This window comes from Pseudomonas sp. C321, assembly GCF_055407105.1.
The window spans coordinates 204,642-222,061 of sequence record NZ_JBUZRB010000003.1; the positions used below are offsets into that span (position 1 = coordinate 204,642).

Here is a 17,420-nt window from a genome sequence, read left to right on the forward strand (position 1 = left end):
GGTCAGTCCGGGAGGGTATCGGGCCTAAACGTGCTGTGCCGTCAGCTTCACGCCTAGCGCATTCACAAGCTTTAACACTGTGTCATACCGGGGCTTTGCACCTGGTGCCTGCTTTGTACAGGCTCTCACGGTTCATGCCTGCATCTCGGGCCAACTGCGACATACCACGGGCCTTGGCGACTTCTTGCAAGGCGCGCAGGAACACGTCAGGGTTTGGGTCTTCAAGCGAGGCAGTGAGGAATTCGCTGATGGTGTCCTCGTTAGTGAGGTATTCAGACGCCTCAAATGGCTTGAGCTGGGTCATGCACGTTCTCCTAGATCGACGTCATTGAGGCTGGGTTCAGCGGTCATATCCTCTCGCTACGGTATAGGATCACGACCCTTATTCATGAGATCATATCCTCATCGAAAGCTGTATAAATTTACAGTATTATAGGTAGCATGAGCCCGCTAGGTGACGACATCCCAGCGGACAATTTTTAGTACAGAGTTGAGCGATTTGCGATGAATCCTCATCTCCTTGAGTAGAGAACACCGAATGAGCTACGAGCAAATGACTCGCAGTGATCTCATCAGATTGCTGGAGCAGCACGATCAGGCCCGCTCTGAAGCAGGCAAAGACGGCATCGTCATGTCCTACACGGGCCGAACCGCTCCTTGGCAGATTATTCGTCAAGTAAAACCAAAAATGACAAAAATCAACCAACGGGTATCCGTTGGTTTGCCTTCGGAGCAGGCAGAAAATTTAATAATGGAAGGAGAAAACCTTTCGGCCATGGTGACTCTGTATAAGTACAGGGGGCAGGTAGATTTGGTTTTAACTGACCCTCCATATAATACAGGCGAGGATTTCAGATATAACGACAAGTGGGATCAAGATCCCAACGATCCCGACCTAGGAGATCTCGTACCGAAGGAAGACGGGTCGAGACACTCGAAATGGCTACGTTTTATGACACCTCGTCTTTGGATGATGAGGGAAATGTTAAAGCCGGGTGGGGTGATTGCGATCTGCATCGACCATAGGGAGCTTTACCGTTTGGGCATGCTCATGGATGAGATTTTCCGTGAAGAAAACCGCATTGGCATTATCAACTGGCAGAAAGCTTATTCCCCTAAAAGTGATACGGGTGGGAAGAAAGGTGGTGTTTCAACCGCGACTGAGTACGTTCTAGTTTATGCAAAGGATGGTGATAAAGCTAAAACTGGTTTGCTAGATCGCACCGATGAAATGAATGCTCGGTATACCAATAATGATAACGATCCAGAAGGAGACTGGGCTTCCGATAACCCTTCAGGTCCTGGCGCATCAAGTCATAAAAAAATGGTTTACGCGATTCAGAGTCCCTTTACCGGCGAGTTACATTATCCGCCGTCAGGAGCTTGCTGGAGAAGCGATAAAAAAGACATGAAAGCGTGGTTGCAAGCATGGGGAAGCACCTATGAGGAAAAATGGATTGATGATGAAAATGAATTTATTGACGAAAAAACCAACAAAGTAGTAAAGGTCAAAGCTCTTGTTTTGAAAGGCGCAGAATTCAAAGATGGCGTTTTTCAAGGGCCAAATGAAATCGTTAAAAGTTCTCAGTTAAAAGCAGAAAAAATCAGGGATTCTGATCCCTGGCCTAGGCTTATTTTTACCGGCAACGGTTACGGCGGACCACGCTTAAAGCGTTATCTCAAAAATATTAGAAAGGGTAAAGTGCCGCTTTCCTATTGGGCTGATGAAGATTATGAAACTCCATTTTCGCTTGGAGCGCAGTCTTGGGACCACGAAGAGTCGGGGCATAGTCAAGCCGGAATCAGTGAGCTAACAGCAGTCGTCGGTAAAGGGCACGATTTTAAAACCGTTAAGCCACTTAAGTTAATGTCGAAGATTATTCAAATCTGGTGTAAGCCCGGTGGAATTGTTTTAGATCCATTTGCCGGTTCAGGTACAACGGGTCACGCAGTCCTCGAAGTTAATAAGGCTACCAATACGGATCGTCGATTCATCATGATTGAGCAAGGGAATGATGAAAAAGGTGATTTGTATGCCAAAACGTTAACTGCAGATCGTATTCGCCGTGTTATCAGTGGTAACTGGCAAACAGGATCAAGAGAGCCCTTGGGCGGTGGATTTCAGTTCGCTCAGCTCAAAAGACAGCAAGTGGATGCATCTGCAGTTGTAGCTTTACAACGTGAAGAAATGATCGATTTATTGCTTAGTAGTCATTGGGACAAATCTGACAGAGCGAAAAACTCTCTTTCACGAGTAAGTGACGATAAAGTTAAACATCTTTTTGCTATAAATAATCGTCAAGAGGGTTTTTTCCTAATATGGGAAGGTGCAGATCAACCTTCTATATTAAATAGAGAGGTCTTTAAGGAAGTAGTTGCGGAAGCTAAAGCTCATCAATTATTTGAGCGTTATCACGTTTATGCTGCTTTAGCTCCTTATACAGGGCGGACTGTAGAGTTTTATAAGATACCTGATAAGGTTCTCGAACATATCGGATTTAACTCGCGCGCTGATGCTTATAACAATGATATGGAAGTTGAGGTTGAGCAAGGATGAAAGAGATTAAATTTCAGAACGATGCTGCGCAACAAATTGCACAGCGTTATGCGTATTTTGCGAACCATGATGCTCGCCCTGGTACGCGAAAAACGGCTGATCCTTTCTTTCAAGCTCTTTCAGCTTTAACTGGAGCTGGTAAAACTCCTATTCTTGCAGAGGCTGTCACCCTAATTCGTAATGAGCTTCAGGGGGAGCCAATTGTATTATGGATGTCCAAGGCTAGATCTGTTGTAGGACAGACATATAACAATTTCAATGGTGGTAAATACGCACCGTTGATTGAGGGTTTTCAGGTTTGCTTGATTAAAGACTTGTCGCCTTCAATGATTCAAGATAGCGGTTCGCCCCTATTGATTTTGACCACTACAGGTCTATTTAACAATAAAGATCAAGCTGAAGGTGATTTAAAGGTTTACCGGCCAGGCGAAGATAAGCTTGGGAGTCTCTCTATGTGGCAGAGGCTCATTCAGCGTAATGACGGTTCAGCTAGAAGGCCTCTGATTATTGTTTATGATGAAGCCCACAATCTTTCAGAGCAGCAAACCGACATATTGCGGGAATTAGAGCCTGAAGCATGGCTTTTAGCGAGTGCAACTGTAAAGTTGCCAGCAAAATTTCAGACAATGGTTATTCAGCAGATGCGCGGCTGGGTTCTTCGTTGTGAACATGAGGTTTCTGAATTTAAAGAGCTTAATGCTCTTAAAGATGGAGTGCCTGATTCAGACACCTTTATGACGACTGCTGTTGACAGTAAAGAGGTCGTGAATGCTGAGCTGGTCAAAAATGCAATTAATTTTGATGGCTCGACTGCTCCTATGGAACGCAGCCTCGATGAGTTGATTGATCGGTGGAAACTTATAAAAAGGGAAGTCTCTTTAAGAGATCTTCCAATTAAGCCTAAAGCCATTTATGTTTGCAAAACTAATATAAATGATGACGGGCAAACCGACGACCCGACACGACCTTTTAATCTACGTCAAGCACCACCAATCAAGATCTGGAGATACTTGGTAGAGGAAAAAGGGATAGATCCGTTGACCATTGCTATTTACGCTAATTTGAAATTTTCGGATGGTAGTAAGCCAGACGCGGTAATTCATTATTCGCAAGGCGATGATGACTTCGATAATTTCCAAGAGGGAAATTACGAACACATTATTTTCAACCTATCGTTACAGGAAGGTTGGGATGATCCTGAATGCTATCTTGCATACATAGATAAATCTATGGGGTCATCATTGCAGGTACAGCAATTGATTGGGCGTGTACTTCGTCAACCACACGCTACACATTACGATAGTGAAGCATTGAACGCTGCCCATTTCTTCATTCGTGTAGATAAGAAAAGCGTTTTCAACGAAGCTCTTGAGCTTGTCAAAGCGAAGCTTGACCAGGAAGGGGCTCCAATTGCGATTTCTTCATCTTTTGTAACGGGTAACGCGCCTGGAGCAATCGAGGTATACCCAAGAGAGGAAGCTCTTCCCGACCTCCACAATATTTATGTTCAAAAAGAAGAGGCGATGGAAACTGTCAACGAGCTATTGTCAGTTTTTCCAACCTATTCTGAAGGGTCTGAAGATACTACTGGTAAAGCTGAATCAGCTAGCTTGACTATTAAGCTAGGATCTAAAGACGGAAATACTGCAGGAGTGGAATGGCTAGAAGGTGGCCAGACAAATCCAGTGAGACTGCGCTGGCTTTTGTCTTTGGCTGTGCGATCATCAGCCCCTCAAGCCAACAAGATTCTTGATTCAAAACATCCTAAATTCGATGTGCGTGTACAGGTACGAAGCAACGCGGAATTTCAGGTCAAGATTCTAGCGGAAAAAATAGCCGATGCTTATTTTAATCACTCCGAACTGATATATGAGGATCAAGATTCTTTTAAGTTCAGTCCTATTAGGGTTGTTAAAGAAGGAAGTCATACATTTGTTAACAGTCTCTATCCTCAATACGGGAAAATGAATTCTGAGGAACTGGCTTTTGCAAATGCTCTAGATGAGTCGAGTATGCTATGGCACCGAAACCCATCTACAGGTGGTTATTTCATCCCACTTTTAACCTCTGGTGACACGGCTAACTTTTATCCCGATTTCCTTGTATGGAATAAAGGAATTGTTTACGCTCTGGACACTAAAGGAAAACACCTTCTTACCGATGCTCTTGCTCGTAAAATGTTCGATATTTATGAGGGTAAGACAATAAGGATGCATGTCAGATTCATTGTGAAGGGTAAGCAGGACGTTATTGGAGGTAAAACCACCAATAAAGAAGGTTATACCGTATGGCGAATTAAAGGGAATCAGCCTAAACCCTTTTATGTTGACTCAATTGGAAAAGCAGTTAAAGAGTGCGTTAAATAAGACTCTGAAAAAAGCCTCAGAAATGAGGCTTTTTTAAGCGTGAAGCTGTTTTTACGCCCTACTAATAATTAATTGATTTTGGATAATCTAGTAAGTAAAGGGTTAACTCATCTTTACCCTCGCCTCTGATGGAGCTTTGTGCATCTTCGTTAGGTACAAAAACGGTGTGTGAGCTTGGAAAGTTTTTAACTGCCCAATAAACAGACTGTAAAGAAGCCCAGGGAAGGACGACTACACCTCCGGGGAATGAAGATTTTGTGTCAGTGGTTGCGAGATAATAAGTGCAGGTACGACCATCTTCAAATTTGATAGGAAGACGGCGTTCTTTGAACAGTTCGGTTATGAATTTTTTACCAATCACTTTTTCGAGCTGATGGTTTAAATCTTTAATCGAGCTAGGTGATACAAGGAGTACATGGTCTGCAAGCGAAGTTGCTTTTTGAATGGCTCTTTGCAGTTCTAGATCGCGGTCACCTGGATTAATAGAGTGATATTGCATTAATGACTCTTCCTGAGTGTATGTTTTAAAAGCCCCGATAGGCTTGGGCATCATGCTAGCAGCTTGGAACCATCAAGCAATAGTTTACCCACCTGGGCCATGTGCATAGCTGCACCGTAGAAAGCGCAGACCTCTTTGAACTGGAGGGATTCAGACTCAAGCTCTTCCATGGGTTGCTCCTGGGTATCGATGATCGAATAGGGCTGTGTAGCTCTTGTAGAGAGCGTCATACCGCTCCCAAGACGTTGCCCCAGTGGGTGAGTAGGTCTTGATGTTGATGGTCGTGCCCTTAATCACTGTCTTGCCTTTGTACAGAACGGTGTTGGCCATCTCGTAGTAGTCGATCAGCTTCTCGTCAGTCGCATTCACTGGCACGGGATAGCGTCCTGCCCAAACAACGCTGTGCTGGTAAAAATTGAGGATCTTCTTCTGCGCAGGGTTTCTCTTCACGCTGAGTAGGTGAGCCAGCAAATTCAAGTCGTGTTTTTCAGGTGGAGTAATCCCTTGGCTAACAAGCGCCGCCTTCATTGCGACTTCCAAGGATAGCCCACACAGCATGTGGTAAACGTGGGAACAGGCAAGGTGCATGTCGAACCCTTCACCAAGCCCAAGCTCGCTAGCTGCGTCATGACCACGCCCGTTTGACATGGAAAGCCAAATGGCACCTGCAGAGGCATGAAGGTCATTGGCACGATTCCGCCAGTGATTTTGATGGCTCTTGTCGTCCACGAGTGTGGGCCGCTGATGGCGCTGGTAATCCTCATATTCTGGGAAATCTTCTTCCATGTTCAGTCCCTTATGGCAGACGAAAAAAAGCCCCGATAGGCCGGGGCTTCATGCTAGCAGCTTGGAACCATCAAGCGATGGTGTAACCATCGAAAGCGGTTTTCTCAGTGATAGCCTTAACGATGTTTGGTCGATTAGCTGGAACCTCGGAGCCGTCTTTAAGTTTGATGGTTGCCGGATCGAGTGTTTCCTTACCGGCTTCATTCTTGACGATCTTAAAGCCCAACAAGGTGAATACTTTTTCGTCTTGTTTCAGATTCACAGCAGCTCGGCCCCAGCGGGCGAACAGCTTTTCAGACTTACCGTTGTGCGTCACGGTGTGAAAAGTCGGCTCGGCGGATGGGTCTTTCTCGCTAGTTTTGCGAGTGCCCTTTGTTTTGCTACCGGCGTTCTTCAACGCTACGTGTGTGCCTTTGATGACTTCAAGGGAAATGTCATAGGCCAAGGCTTTGAATTCGTCTTGGAACGCCAACAGAACGCGTTCGAAAGACGTGCTTTTCTTCAATTCGGCCAAGGACTTGAGGTTGGCTTTTTCTGCATCTTTCAGCTTTTTCAATTCTTCAAAAAGCTTAACCAGTTTTTCGTCATCGCCTGAAGATGCTGCAGTGGCGATTTGAGCGTGGATGTCAGTCAGGGCTGATGAAGTCGTGACAGACAGCAGGTGCTTCAAAACCTTTGCGCCCAGCTCTTTAGCAGGAGCTGCGTGGAGATCAGCAGAAATGGCGGTTTCGTATTCAGTTTGAGAGGCTTTGTCAGTCATTCACTCGTTCCTTGCGTGCGTGCGTGTTGGTGTTTTTAATAAGAATTGCCTGAAGATAATTGATGGAAAACCTATTGTCAATTTGTTTAGCGTGGTTTAATAAAAGAAAATGATATAATTGTTCATATAACTAACAAGTCTAATATGAAGTATACAAAAGAAGAAGAAAAGCAAGCGCTGGCAAAAAGAAATCAAGCAAACGAAATAGATGATGCACAGCAAACAAAAGATATTGATGACATGCTTGCCAAAAAAGGTGTTTTTAAGAAATTACCTGAACCAGATCCAGTGCCTCAACCAGAACAACAAGAGGTTATGAGTGGTGGTGTAAATGTTAAACGTGCCCTGCCTTTGACTAAGCTTTCCAATGAAGACGAAGAACAGCTACCAATTGATGAGTTTATTTCAGCTCTGCTGAAAATAGGTAAAAATTACGATAGAAAAGTAATGCAGAAGAAAGACGACATACATGATGGTGTAGACCTTTTCTTCATCAAAGTAGGGCAAGAACGCGCCATTGATGTGAGTGTAAAGCATAGTGGTGATATACGATTCAATGAAGGTGATTTGAATTGCCAGATGAATCAGGACATAGTGCGGGCAGCAGCTCCCTTCAAGTTTCACCAGCCTGACACCGTGCTTGAGGTGTGGGTAGATGATTCTAAAAAGACTCCAGAAGCAATTGCTGCGCAAGAAGAGTTCATTAAGAACACTATTGGCACATTGGTAGACTCTGGCGTTAGTCTCGACCGTATTATCTTAAAAAACGAGCAATTCAACTCTATTCTTGAAAAGTACAAAACAGACGCACTGGCAGCTAATCCAGAAGATCCCGCTGTAGCTGGTGTTAATGTGGTGAGTCAAAACAAGCCTGTTGAAAAGCCAGTTGAACCTACAACCGCCGTAGCTGAACATTCGCCAAAGGAAGTTCAAACAAAAGATAAGATTCCTGCGAAGCAGAATGTAACCGATACTCCATCTGATGAGGTGAAAACTAGAATCGAAGAGATTTTTATTGGTGAGGGATTGTTCAGAAGGGGAGACACTATTTTGGATATGTTCAATAGACGTGCAGAGCTAGAAAGAACTGAAGGATTAAAAATTCAATTATCGTCAGATGGAAGCACCTGGAACGTCACAAAAATAGGTGATGGTCAAAGAATTCCAGATAGAAAATTCCAGTTCGACACTTCTAAAATGCCTGAAAAGGATGAGTTTAAAAGGGTATTCAATTCTCTTGAAGGGAAAGGTCAGTTGGCAATCATAAGATCAGGTATGAGCCTCGGAAATTTTGATAAGCAAAAAACGAATTTAATGAAAAGTGGAATTGATTTGTCATTTTCCGATGATTACCAAGACGTAGTTGTTTCGAGAAAGATTGGCAATATAACAGAGAGAGAAACCTTTCCTCTTAGTAGCATCGTGGTTGGTAATTCAAAATTAGGGGCGGGGTTGTTCAACGCACTGAAGAATATTTCAAGCGCCGACAATCAGTATAAAGAAATAAGGCCAAGCAATGCAGCCAAAGCAGCAAATGCGGATGCATTGTTTGAGCCAAAACCTGTGGATGTTGAAGAGAGGCAAACAAGTCGAAGAAACAAACCTTCGATGTGAATGAAATAAGAGAACCTTCGGGTTCTTTTTTTTGCGGATAATTTACTGATTGCGAAATGGTATAATTAAAGCATTAACAAACAAATCTAAAATGAAGTTTATAGACAAAATTAAAGATAACCTGAAAGAGGTTTTTGGCGGAAAAAAAGACAGTGGATTTACAGAAAATACAGTAGATGTCATTCAGTCATTTCAAGATTCAGATTCAACGCCCAGTGTCATCAATGATTTGCCAGAGAATCAAGAGCAGTATAGCGATGATATATTGAAGGCTTTCGCAGAAGAATCTAAAACCTTTGGCATGGGAAGCAATAGTCAAACTAAATATGATTATTTGACTGATACAGACGGGGCATTTCGTGACAAGGTTATTGCTAGTATAAATGTTAAGCGAGTACCAGAGTCTGAGCTGGCTAAATGCCCGGAAAATTCAATGGTTGAGGCAAAAGATTATCTAGCTGAGTTGAAGGTGATTTTAGAGAAATACAATATGTCAATTTTGGAGTTTTCGAACTCTAAAATTAAGATAGCTGATGAAAGGAATAGAACTCAATTTGACCTTAATAGGACAGGGGGAGTGAGGTTTTATGTGAATATAAATGGCCCATGGGTTCAAGAGATAGTTGATTTTGAAGCAAGGCATAACTATTCCGGGAACAGAAAAAGCATTGAGCTTTCAACAGATCCAGATTTAGTAAGCCATGAAGAACGTAAAAAATATTTCGTGTCATGCTATAAAACGCTTCATGCTGCGGGTATTGATCATAAGAGAATTGTCGTTCTTGATAAAGATTTCAGGTACTTGATGGATGAGTTAAAGCCTAAAATCGAACCTGTCAAAGTTGATGCGGAATCAACCAACAACGCGAAACCAATGAATTCACAAGCTCCACCCTTAAATGGAGGGGTTCGAACAATCACTGCACAAGAGGCTTTGGAACAACGCACCTTGAGAATATTAAGATATTGCGGTGGTGATTTAGAATATTTAGAAAGTAAAAGTAAAGTTTTGGCCAGTGAACATAATTTAGAGATTAGTTTTAGTCCAGATGGCGATCATGTAACTGGTTCAACAGTTGATAAAAAGTTATCCGCAACTTTTCTCACAAAAACTGTCGAAAAAGGGGAGAGGTATATTCATGAGTTAAGCATGAGAGAGGTAGGCAATACAATTCGTAGCATTGTTATGAATTCCAAAGGGAATCTGTCCACATTTGAAGATTTAACAGGAAAGGCTTCAAATGATTTAAGTATTGATATTTCTATATCGCAAGATTCTAAAAATATTGTTGGTGAAAAAGCAAAAGACGGAAACCTACACAAAGTATCATTAGAGCTAAATGGCATTAACGGAGGTAAAATTCTTTCAGAAATGCACAAGCTTGAAAAGAATGAGCAAGACGACAACACAGTGCGTGATGCAGTTAAAAGGGGGTACAAGCCGTGATTTCTATGAAGCGGCTGTTCTCCTTTTTTGTACCTAATCCAGCGCAAAAGCCAAGAAGCATAGAGGCTTCCAAGGCTGCTGATGAGCTGGTGGCGAAGCCTGAATTCCTCAATAGATGTCGAGAACGTTTGATCAGCACCATGATTCGCTCGTCACGGTCCTTGCCGATTGTGGTGCCTTATTCAGGGGAAGAGATTCTAGCCCCTGCCAATGGGTTGGTCTCTATTCTTGTGACGTGTAAGAGCTTCTGTGTCCTAGACGTGCGTACCCAGTCTGCAGAGCTTGTTCTTTCACTCATACGTGACACGCATCATGAATTCTCAGTGGGAGCCACGAACGAAGGTCAGCTCATTCTCTCTTTGTTAGCTGATGAGTCTGTGACGCCTGAAGGGGGACTTGTACGGCTTATCACTGACGTAATCCACGCTGCGTGCATCGATCTGCCTGACTCGGTGCTGGAAGCTGGGCGTGACGATGTGGAGGGTCAGGTTTATGCTGTGATTGCGCGTAAGCTTGCTTCGACTCTTGGGCAGTACTTCGCTGACAATCAGCGCATCCCGTTAGCTGTAGCTCGTCATGAAGCCTTGAAGGCGCCTCACCTGGTGGGTGATGAAGACTTGAAAAGCTTTTTGGATAAGAAACTACAGAAGAATGCAGATGTTCTATTCGATGAACTTTACATCTTTGATACGACAAGCACCTACAGGAAAGGCGATTAAAGGTCGCCCTGCAAATCTGTAAATATCTCGGCTAGCACTGATTTGTTCGTTGGAAATTTTAGGCAGATTGTTAGAATTTCCATGGGTTGTCTGTATTCCCATTTGACCTTTGAATAACCCATCTTGAAAATAATCCTGTCCAGCTCGAATAGATTTTCTACATAGTGAGTGTTGATCTTGTTGTTTTCGAATTGGGTGTACTTAAAAATACTATAATAGTCATCCATGTGTTTTACGAATGCCTTTACCTCTTCATTGCACATTTTCCATTCTGGTGATCCGGGTTTGATTTTTGTGTAAGTCCTAATCATGTTCGTGACGAACATTAAAGAAGCACAGGTTTCGATTGATTGTTTTAGAAAATTGCTTGTAATGATTTGATCAAATGCAGTGCAGTATTTATCCAGTGGCGCGCCTAGTTTCTTCTTAATCCCTGAATAAGATTTGTCCTCTGGTGGCGGATCAGAGTTAAAAAATTGATCAAGAATGTCAGTATTCGGATTGGGTATATCTTTTTCATCATCCCCGTTTATCCCTGAATCAAGGTTTTGCATCATTTGGTGTATCGCGTCTTCGTCATATTCGTCTGTCATAATATCCTCATGATATTGGTTGGTATTGAAAGTATTTTCATTATTCTTTGTTGAACTTTAGTGGCCATTAAAAAGGCTCTGTATGACTTGGCTTTTTTATTCAGATACGTTTCATTGTATTTAGCGAAAAGGTGCCCGTATTTTCTCAGAAAGGGTTCATAACTGATTAACAAGTCTTTATGAAGCGTAGGGTGTTCCGTCATATAGTCTGTTGGGTATCTAAGCCATTCCGGTTTATTCACGTAATGTGTAAAGTATCGTGCGTAGTTTTTCTTTAGCAAAAAAGCGATGTATTCATTAATGCTGTTTGGTCTAGCGTTTTCAGCCCACTCATCGAATTGGCATAGTTGAAAAGCGTCAAATGCCAGCCAGTTTTCTTCATTCGTAGTGAAGTTGTTTAATGATTCTTCGTTTTGAATCTGTGCCCAGTCGTGTCTGATTCGGAATCTATGATCCGTACAACGGCTATTAGCTCTATACCCACTGACGTTCAAAGCATCCGTTGGAAAAGCATATAGAGACTTTAGGAAGCCTTTCAGGTCTTTCTCATAGAACCACTTCAAACGAAAAGCGAAAGGTTTGTTAGCCAAGCGCTGTGAGTAATCGTCAAAGATAAGCGCGTTGATTAAATCGTTGCGCGTTGGGCAATTCGAAAAGAAAAGTAGAAATTCAATTTCTTTGTTGTACTTGTAGAGAATGAAAGGATTAGTCAGCTCTGTGTAGTTTTCAGCGTTGATAATTTCATCGAGAGTGTTGGGTTTCGGATCAAAGTCGAAAGTCTTGCTGTAAAGTAATTCATCCAAGTCATTGATAGGTATCTCTCGCCCTTTTGTGAGGCTAGCTTTAAACATAATGTCATTGTTTGTTTTTCTTATCTAATTATACCATTTGTAGGTGATGTAACTCGCCTTATAGAATAAAGAAAAATCAGGCATTAGCCTGACTGTTTTTTCTTCTGTAAATGATTAGGTAAGAGAGACCCATTGGAATGATGGTGTAAGCAATCAGGCCGCAAATGATTTGCGTGACATTTGATTTTTGAGATACTACCACAAGCCAATCTAAGAAGCTGAAACTACCCATGGAATGGCTCATAAATATTGAACAAGATATTAGGATGACAAAGCTTAGTATTATGTATTTAACGAGGCGTTCTATTTTAAAGTAAGTTTTGTAAGTTTTAGTTGTAGAGGAATTTAGGTTTTGCATAATTGTTCGGTTTGTTTTTATAGATTATACCATTTTTTAGGATGACTCTTTAAGGAAGACGTTACTAAAGTATGCGAGGTCTTTGAGATTTGATTTGGGGTAGTGTGCAAACACCTGGCAAGTGATCGCATCCACTGCGACCATGCAATGCAATTCTCCTAATGGGTTTTCAATTGCGACGAATAGCTTATGTGTTCTTGTTTCCATATCTTGCATTAACTCTACAAATGCTTCCTCTCCATTTGGGATGTATTTGATTACTGGGTTTTCAAGGTCTTTTGTTATTGAGCGTAAACCTTCTAAGAGGTCTGTTTTGCTTACTCTAATTGGCGTTTCTGATCTGCTCCTGTACGGCATTAATTTCCTATACGCTTTGCTGTAGTCTTCGTTAGTGAAGGATTCCCAGTTGTCGTAATTCACTACTACTTTGAAAAAACGGCAAAGGTGTAGCTTTAAATATTCTTCATTTTCAGATTTGGCGCTATGGCTAATGTCGAATTCAAAACAGCAGTAGTGTTCGTGTTCTATGCGAATAGCTTCAGGTGCTGTAATGCAGATGTGTCTTTCTAGTAATAAGTCTCTAGTGAAATGCACCTGTATCTTTGTACTGAAACGTTTTCTTTGCGAAGTGTAAATCATAAGCTCACTTGTGTTTGCTTGGTGCAGCTTCGCTAGAGTTTGGATAAGATTCTGATTGATTGATGGCTTTCCGTTTGCTGTGAAGTCTTGAAATGTGAGTCTCGTGGCTGGCTTTAATACGTGAATGTTTGAATTCGGCATGTGAAGGATATTATTTATTTAACGTATTATACCATTTTGGCAAAGCGCATTTGTTATAATGACAAAAACAACTGTGTACAATATGAATGAATTAAATTTTAACGAACCAACAGTGCAGATTGATTTACCAGATCTTTTCGGTACGGAAAAGTCAAAAGAGAACGTCGCGGAAAGAACTGAATCACTGATTCAGGCTTTAAGCTCGATAACTGAAAATCGTGGCTTGAATGCATCGCTGGTAGGAATCAAGCTTCCAGCACCAGCACCAGCACCAGCACCAGCACCAGCACCAGCACCAGCACCAGCACCAGCACCAGCACCAGCACCAGCACCAGCATCCACCGCTGCGCATTCAGTAGCGTCTGTTGAGGCTACGTTAGGCATCGAGGAAGATGAATGGCCTGTCGTTGTGCCTGATGTGATTGTGCCCTTGGGTGTGAGCGAGTCCTATGAGCCTCTAGGCATCGTCCAGGTAGAGGAAGAAGTAAGCTTAGACGTAGCTATAGCAATGCCACCGGCTACGCCTGTGGAAGAGAAGGGCGGTTCCCTGGCTGATTACAAACGCTGGGCTCTTGAGTACAAGAAAGAAGAAGAAGCGCTTTTGCGTGATGCTTTTAAAACTGCACGAATATTAGTCAGTTACGATTTTGACCCTACGGCAACAGAATTCGATTATTTAGAGAATGTGCTGAAAATGGCTTTTATCAAACGGGGAGTCTACAACGAATGTAGACATGAAATCTCAAGGCGTCTGTTCGACCAATTCATAAGTGAGTGATAAGCTTAAAAATAATAAAGGCCCCGTATGGGGCTATTTTTATACCTGAAGCCCTAGCTTGGTCATAGTCCCTTGTACTATGACGATGGTGTGAACTAAATCGACTATTAATGTAGAAGCGCAGAGCTGTCCCATAACGCCTATGAAACTACGTTGTCCTGAACCCGTGGAAATTTTATGAAGGGCAAATAAAGCATTCACGAAAAATAGAAAGCCCACCATCTGTAAACCAGATATTATGTTTTTAAGATTCCCTTCTAGCTCTCCTGAATGTTGCGAATCAATCATTGATTTCACCTTGTCAAAGGTTGGTCCTGATATTTGACTGCTTGCAACACTCCAACACATATCCTTATTTTTACCGATTTTCCAATCTTCAAATGCATCTTCATTGGTTATATAGCAAGCCCCTTTAGATTCTGAGTTGAAGGTTTTAACGACAGAATCCACGGTAGAAGTGATGTTGAGCATTAAAACACCAATGATCAAACCGAAAATCATCTTGTTCTTAACTTCGTGTTTGCCCTGTGCGCCTACTTCAGTGTAAAGAACCATATTTTTAAAGGCTATGACTATAAATATTAGCCCTCCAAATACGCTGATTGTTTTAGTTAGCCAGATAATTATTGAAATTAGATATTGATATTCGTCCTCGTTGGAATTATCCATCACTGCGTCATAGTCATCGTCATTGTCATCTGTTCCCACAAAGCTGCTTGTTCGATCTGATGCTGTTTGGCCTGTTATTGGCTCTGCAAAGCTATTGGGAATTGTTGTAAGTGAAATGGCGACGATTGCTAAAAGAATCATTAGCCATCTTTTTATTGTTTTCATTGTATTAGAAGGTTTGTTTCTCAAATTATACCATTTTTAAAATGCTATAATAAATACAAACAAACAAGCCAAAAATGAAAAAGGAAATAACTGTCGATGATGTAAATGCGTTAAATGCTTTTAGTCTTGAGATCGAAGGCGATCAGCTAAAGAGACTGTCGATCCTGGTGAAAGCCAGAATCAAGGGGGATAAGTTTTTAAGCTTTACTAAAAAAATGCAGAAGATAACAAAAATCAAAGTGATGAATTTCAGAGCGCCTATATTTATCACTTTCAGTGAGTCAGCAGTTTCTTCGCTCCATGACTTAAGTCTTGAGCTTATCAGTAAGGAGGCTGTTAAATGAAAATAGGAAAAAAGAAGCCATTTAACTACTACGATGATGAAGAGCCGATCACGCATAAAAAAACAGATGATGAGGTTGACGAATGTTTGAGTCTGGATCTGAATATCCAGCTTGAGCGGAAAAAGCATAAAGAATTTAGGGAGAATTGGAAACCTATTAATACAGACCTTTGAGTCTGTTTTGTTATTTTTGCTTAATGGTAAATTTGATTAAAGTGAAATGCTATAATTCGCTTAACAACAAACTTTACTAAAAATGAATACATATGAAACGATTGCGCTTGAGCTAGAAGATAAGAAAGATAATGACTACGTTAAGGCTGTGAGGCTTCACAATCAAGAAGCCAAAAGAAGACGATTAGCGGAGGAATTGGCTAGATATGACTTGGTTGTTGAAGCTGACAGATTAGCTAATCTATATTTCCACAATTTTGAAGATGAATTTGCTCAAAACCTTCCGTCTACCAAGGACGCTTACCTTTTTGCAGTAGGTAAACTGTCTACAATGAATTTAACCCCCGATGAAAAGAAAATCATAAGGTTGAAAATCATCGGTGGATAAAAAATCGGAGTGCGTTTTTGAAGGCAGTAGTTATAACTACTGCCTTATTACTATTTCTACCAAATGAATTTTTTGTTTTTTTCCGTCAGCGGAATATCACGTTTGATTTCATTGACCTGTTGGAGCGGTGTTGTGCTTCCATTTTTGTTGATTATATAAAGCTTGTTGTCTGAATCCATTCCTAGATCGAATTCATAAGGTCTATCATCGTCACGATCCATTTTTACGATTTTGATAGCGTTATTATATTTGCTGGGTGTAAACGAACTCACTTGAGTATGCCCCGGTGTACCATCCACGAAGAGTTGTACTTTTATAAACCGTACACCTTTCATATCGGCAGGATTGCCAGTGTATTTGATGTCTCCCTCTGCATACCTAGTGATCATGTAAGCATACTCGGTTTCTTGCTGGTCGAATTTTACATATTTCGACTTGCCTACCTGATCGATGACTTTGTTACCAAAGCCCTGAATATCCGCGCTGACTTGGTTTTCATTGTAGCTATCGTTTTTCGAAAAGCTTGTGTCAGCTTGTACAAGTGTAGCTGTTGAAATTAGCAAAGCTGTAAATGCAAAACTTCTGATTTTTTTGATCATGGTATGAAATTCCATTTAGAAAGCGTAAGGTTTAGAAAGCGTAAGCACTTTTTTTGTCTTTTCTTGAAACGTACTTCTTAATTGTATCGACCTGCTCTAAGTGGGTCGTAGACGTAGGGCCGTCGATTAAGAACAACCGTTTGTCTTCATCCATTCCAAGGTCGAACTCGTAAGGGCGATCATCATTACGGTCCATTTTTACAATGCGGATCGCATTATTATATTTGCTAGGTGTAAAAGTACTGACCTGTTTTGGAAGCTCAAAACCGTCTTTGAAAGCTCTCACATTAATAAAAATGACACCATTTAGGTCTTTAGCATTTCCCGTGTATTGCACATCGTTTGAACCAAGACGTTCAATGATGTAGGCATATTCAGTTCCTTGTAAATCGAATTTTAGATACTTTGATTTTCCTGCCTGATCTAAAATCTGATTGCCGAAACCTTGTATGTCTGCACTCACCTGTTCCACCCGATAGCTTTCATTCTTCGAAAAGCTAGGGGCAGCATGAACAAGCGTGGCAGTAGAGAAAATCAAAGCTGAAAGCATTAGGTCAGTGATTTTCATTTAACGATTCCTCGCACCAGCATCGTTATTGAAATCACCGCAATGATGAAGATTGTCCATCCGAACACTCGGTCTCTTTGTTCTTGTGTGAATTTGTTGACGAATTTGGTGAGCGCGTACAAACCCCAAATCATCGGGAGAAGAAGGACGTACCCCAGGCCACTCTCAAAGCCCTGCGCACCCGCAAATACAAGGACGCAGACGACAAGGTAGATAATCTGGACAAGGTTGCCTTTCAGGCTGACTTCTTTCTGAAAGGTCTCACGCATTTCCTTGCCGTGGGCTTTGTCACGCTCGTTGGCCTGAAAATGGGTTTCGTGCTTCTGGCCGTCATACGACAACCATTTATCATTCTCATCGCGATCTGCCATTCCCTGAATCCTCAACCATATCGAACGTAGCGCCC

Annotated in this window: 19 protein-coding genes and 1 pseudogene; 9 read left to right on the forward strand and 11 right to left on the reverse strand. The window is 41.8% G+C overall.

Annotated features, from left to right (window positions below; all coding sequences use genetic code 11):
- Positions 1-24: 24 nt before the first annotated feature.
- Positions 25-304: pseudogene (locus ACZRJ6_RS10510) on the reverse strand (addiction module antidote protein).
- Between the two features lie 234 nt (positions 305-538).
- Between ACZRJ6_RS10510 and ACZRJ6_RS10515 the strand changes: the two are divergent.
- Both ACZRJ6_RS10515 and ACZRJ6_RS10520 read left to right on the forward strand, forming a co-directional pair.
- Entirely contained in the window at positions 539-2,557 is a 2,019-nt protein-coding gene (locus ACZRJ6_RS10515) for a site-specific DNA-methyltransferase (protein ID WP_097191574.1), read from the forward strand.
- Positions 2,554-4,923, forward strand: coding sequence for a DEAD/DEAH box helicase family protein (locus tag ACZRJ6_RS10520; protein ID WP_122752465.1), 2,370 nt, complete (start codon positions 2,554-2,556; stop codon positions 4,921-4,923). Before ACZRJ6_RS10515 ends, ACZRJ6_RS10520 begins: the two co-directional genes overlap by 4 nt.
- 61 nt (positions 4,924-4,984) lie before the next feature.
- On the opposite strand, the gene ACZRJ6_RS10525 is transcribed toward ACZRJ6_RS10520, so the two are convergent.
- The 3 genes from ACZRJ6_RS10525 to ACZRJ6_RS10535 all read right to left on the reverse strand — a co-directional run bounded on the left by ACZRJ6_RS10525 (position 4,985) and on the right by ACZRJ6_RS10535 (position 6,968).
- Complete coding sequence (locus tag ACZRJ6_RS10525) at positions 4,985-5,422, reverse strand: hypothetical protein (RefSeq protein ID WP_340051316.1); 438 nt, start codon at positions 5,420-5,422, stop codon at positions 4,985-4,987.
- 156 nt (positions 5,423-5,578) lie between these two features.
- A complete protein-coding gene (locus tag ACZRJ6_RS10530) occupies positions 5,579-6,208 on the reverse strand; it encodes a HEPN domain-containing protein (protein WP_463968094.1) in 630 nt (209 codons plus the stop codon).
- Positions 6,209-6,278: 70 nt separating this feature from the next.
- On the reverse strand, positions 6,279-6,968 hold the full coding sequence (locus ACZRJ6_RS10535) for a hypothetical protein (RefSeq protein WP_463968095.1): 690 nt from the start codon (positions 6,966-6,968) through the stop codon (positions 6,279-6,281).
- 144 nt (positions 6,969-7,112) lie between these two features.
- On the opposite strand from ACZRJ6_RS10535, the gene ACZRJ6_RS10540 reads away from it, so the two are divergent.
- The 3 genes from ACZRJ6_RS10540 (at position 7,113) to ACZRJ6_RS10550 (ending at position 10,748) form a co-directional block, all read left to right on the forward strand.
- Complete coding sequence (locus tag ACZRJ6_RS10540; RefSeq protein WP_463968096.1) at positions 7,113-8,582, forward strand: hypothetical protein; 1,470 nt, start codon at positions 7,113-7,115, stop codon at positions 8,580-8,582.
- A 91-nt stretch (positions 8,583-8,673) separates the two neighbouring features.
- On the forward strand, positions 8,674-10,029 hold the full coding sequence (locus ACZRJ6_RS10545; RefSeq protein WP_463968097.1) for a hypothetical protein: 1,356 nt from the start codon (positions 8,674-8,676) through the stop codon (positions 10,027-10,029).
- A 5-nt stretch (positions 10,030-10,034) separates the two neighbouring features.
- Positions 10,035-10,748 carry a hypothetical protein gene (locus ACZRJ6_RS10550; RefSeq protein ID WP_463968098.1) on the forward strand — a complete coding sequence of 238 codons (714 nt, stop codon included), beginning with the start codon at positions 10,035-10,037 and terminating at the stop codon, positions 10,746-10,748.
- Here the strand turns inward: ACZRJ6_RS10550 and ACZRJ6_RS10555 are convergent.
- The 3 genes from ACZRJ6_RS10555 to ACZRJ6_RS10565 all read right to left on the reverse strand — a co-directional run bounded on the left by ACZRJ6_RS10555 (position 10,745) and on the right by ACZRJ6_RS10565 (position 13,189).
- The gene (locus ACZRJ6_RS10555) at positions 10,745-11,341 is read right to left on the reverse strand and encodes a hypothetical protein (RefSeq protein ID WP_463968099.1); all 597 of its coding nucleotides are present in this window, start codon (positions 11,339-11,341) and stop codon (positions 10,745-10,747) included. The two genes, ACZRJ6_RS10550 and ACZRJ6_RS10555, sit on opposite strands and share 4 nt — an antisense overlap.
- Complete coding sequence (locus ACZRJ6_RS10560; RefSeq protein WP_463968100.1) at positions 11,338-12,192, reverse strand: hypothetical protein; 855 nt, start codon at positions 12,190-12,192, stop codon at positions 11,338-11,340. Before ACZRJ6_RS10560 ends, ACZRJ6_RS10555 begins: the two co-directional genes overlap by 4 nt.
- A gap of 394 nt (positions 12,193-12,586) precedes the next feature.
- Entirely contained in the window at positions 12,587-13,189 is a 603-nt protein-coding gene (locus ACZRJ6_RS10565; RefSeq protein WP_463968101.1) for a hypothetical protein, read from the reverse strand.
- A 550-nt stretch (positions 13,190-13,739) separates the two neighbouring features.
- Between ACZRJ6_RS10565 and ACZRJ6_RS10570 the strand changes: the two genes are divergently transcribed.
- On the forward strand, positions 13,740-14,108 hold the full coding sequence (locus tag ACZRJ6_RS10570) for a hypothetical protein (protein WP_008438379.1): 369 nt from the start codon (positions 13,740-13,742) through the stop codon (positions 14,106-14,108).
- A gap of 39 nt (positions 14,109-14,147) precedes the next feature.
- Here ACZRJ6_RS10570 and ACZRJ6_RS10575 read toward each other — a convergent pair whose 3' ends face one another.
- On the reverse strand, positions 14,148-14,918 hold the full coding sequence (locus tag ACZRJ6_RS10575; protein ID WP_008438378.1) for a hypothetical protein: 771 nt from the start codon (positions 14,916-14,918) through the stop codon (positions 14,148-14,150).
- A gap of 98 nt (positions 14,919-15,016) precedes the next feature.
- Here ACZRJ6_RS10575 and ACZRJ6_RS10580 point away from each other — a divergent pair, with 98 nt between their 5' ends.
- The 3 genes from ACZRJ6_RS10580 to ACZRJ6_RS10590 all read left to right on the forward strand — a co-directional run bounded on the left by ACZRJ6_RS10580 (position 15,017) and on the right by ACZRJ6_RS10590 (position 15,847).
- A complete protein-coding gene (locus ACZRJ6_RS10580; RefSeq protein ID WP_008438377.1) occupies positions 15,017-15,286 on the forward strand; it encodes a hypothetical protein in 270 nt (89 codons plus the stop codon).
- A complete protein-coding gene (locus ACZRJ6_RS10585) occupies positions 15,283-15,459 on the forward strand; it encodes a hypothetical protein (protein WP_157222872.1) in 177 nt (58 codons plus the stop codon). The genes ACZRJ6_RS10580 and ACZRJ6_RS10585 overlap by 4 nt, the downstream gene beginning before the upstream one ends.
- A gap of 82 nt (positions 15,460-15,541) precedes the next feature.
- Positions 15,542-15,847: a hypothetical protein gene (locus ACZRJ6_RS10590; protein WP_008438376.1), complete on the forward strand. Its 306-nt coding sequence runs from the start codon at positions 15,542-15,544 to the stop codon at positions 15,845-15,847.
- 56 nt (positions 15,848-15,903) lie between these two features.
- Here ACZRJ6_RS10590 and ACZRJ6_RS10595 read toward each other — a convergent pair whose 3' ends face one another.
- From ACZRJ6_RS10595 to ACZRJ6_RS10605, 3 genes are read right to left on the reverse strand one after another with little or no spacing between them, the layout of a single operon-like run.
- A complete protein-coding gene (locus tag ACZRJ6_RS10595) occupies positions 15,904-16,446 on the reverse strand; it encodes a hypothetical protein (protein ID WP_463968102.1) in 543 nt (180 codons plus the stop codon).
- A gap of 31 nt (positions 16,447-16,477) precedes the next feature.
- Complete coding sequence (locus tag ACZRJ6_RS10600; RefSeq protein WP_008438374.1) at positions 16,478-17,014, reverse strand: hypothetical protein; 537 nt, start codon at positions 17,012-17,014, stop codon at positions 16,478-16,480.
- Positions 17,011-17,385, reverse strand: a complete 375-nt coding sequence (locus ACZRJ6_RS10605; protein WP_008438373.1) for a hypothetical protein — start codon at positions 17,383-17,385, stop codon at positions 17,011-17,013. The genes ACZRJ6_RS10600 and ACZRJ6_RS10605 overlap by 4 nt, the downstream gene beginning before the upstream one ends.
- Positions 17,386-17,420: the final 35 nt, after the last annotated feature.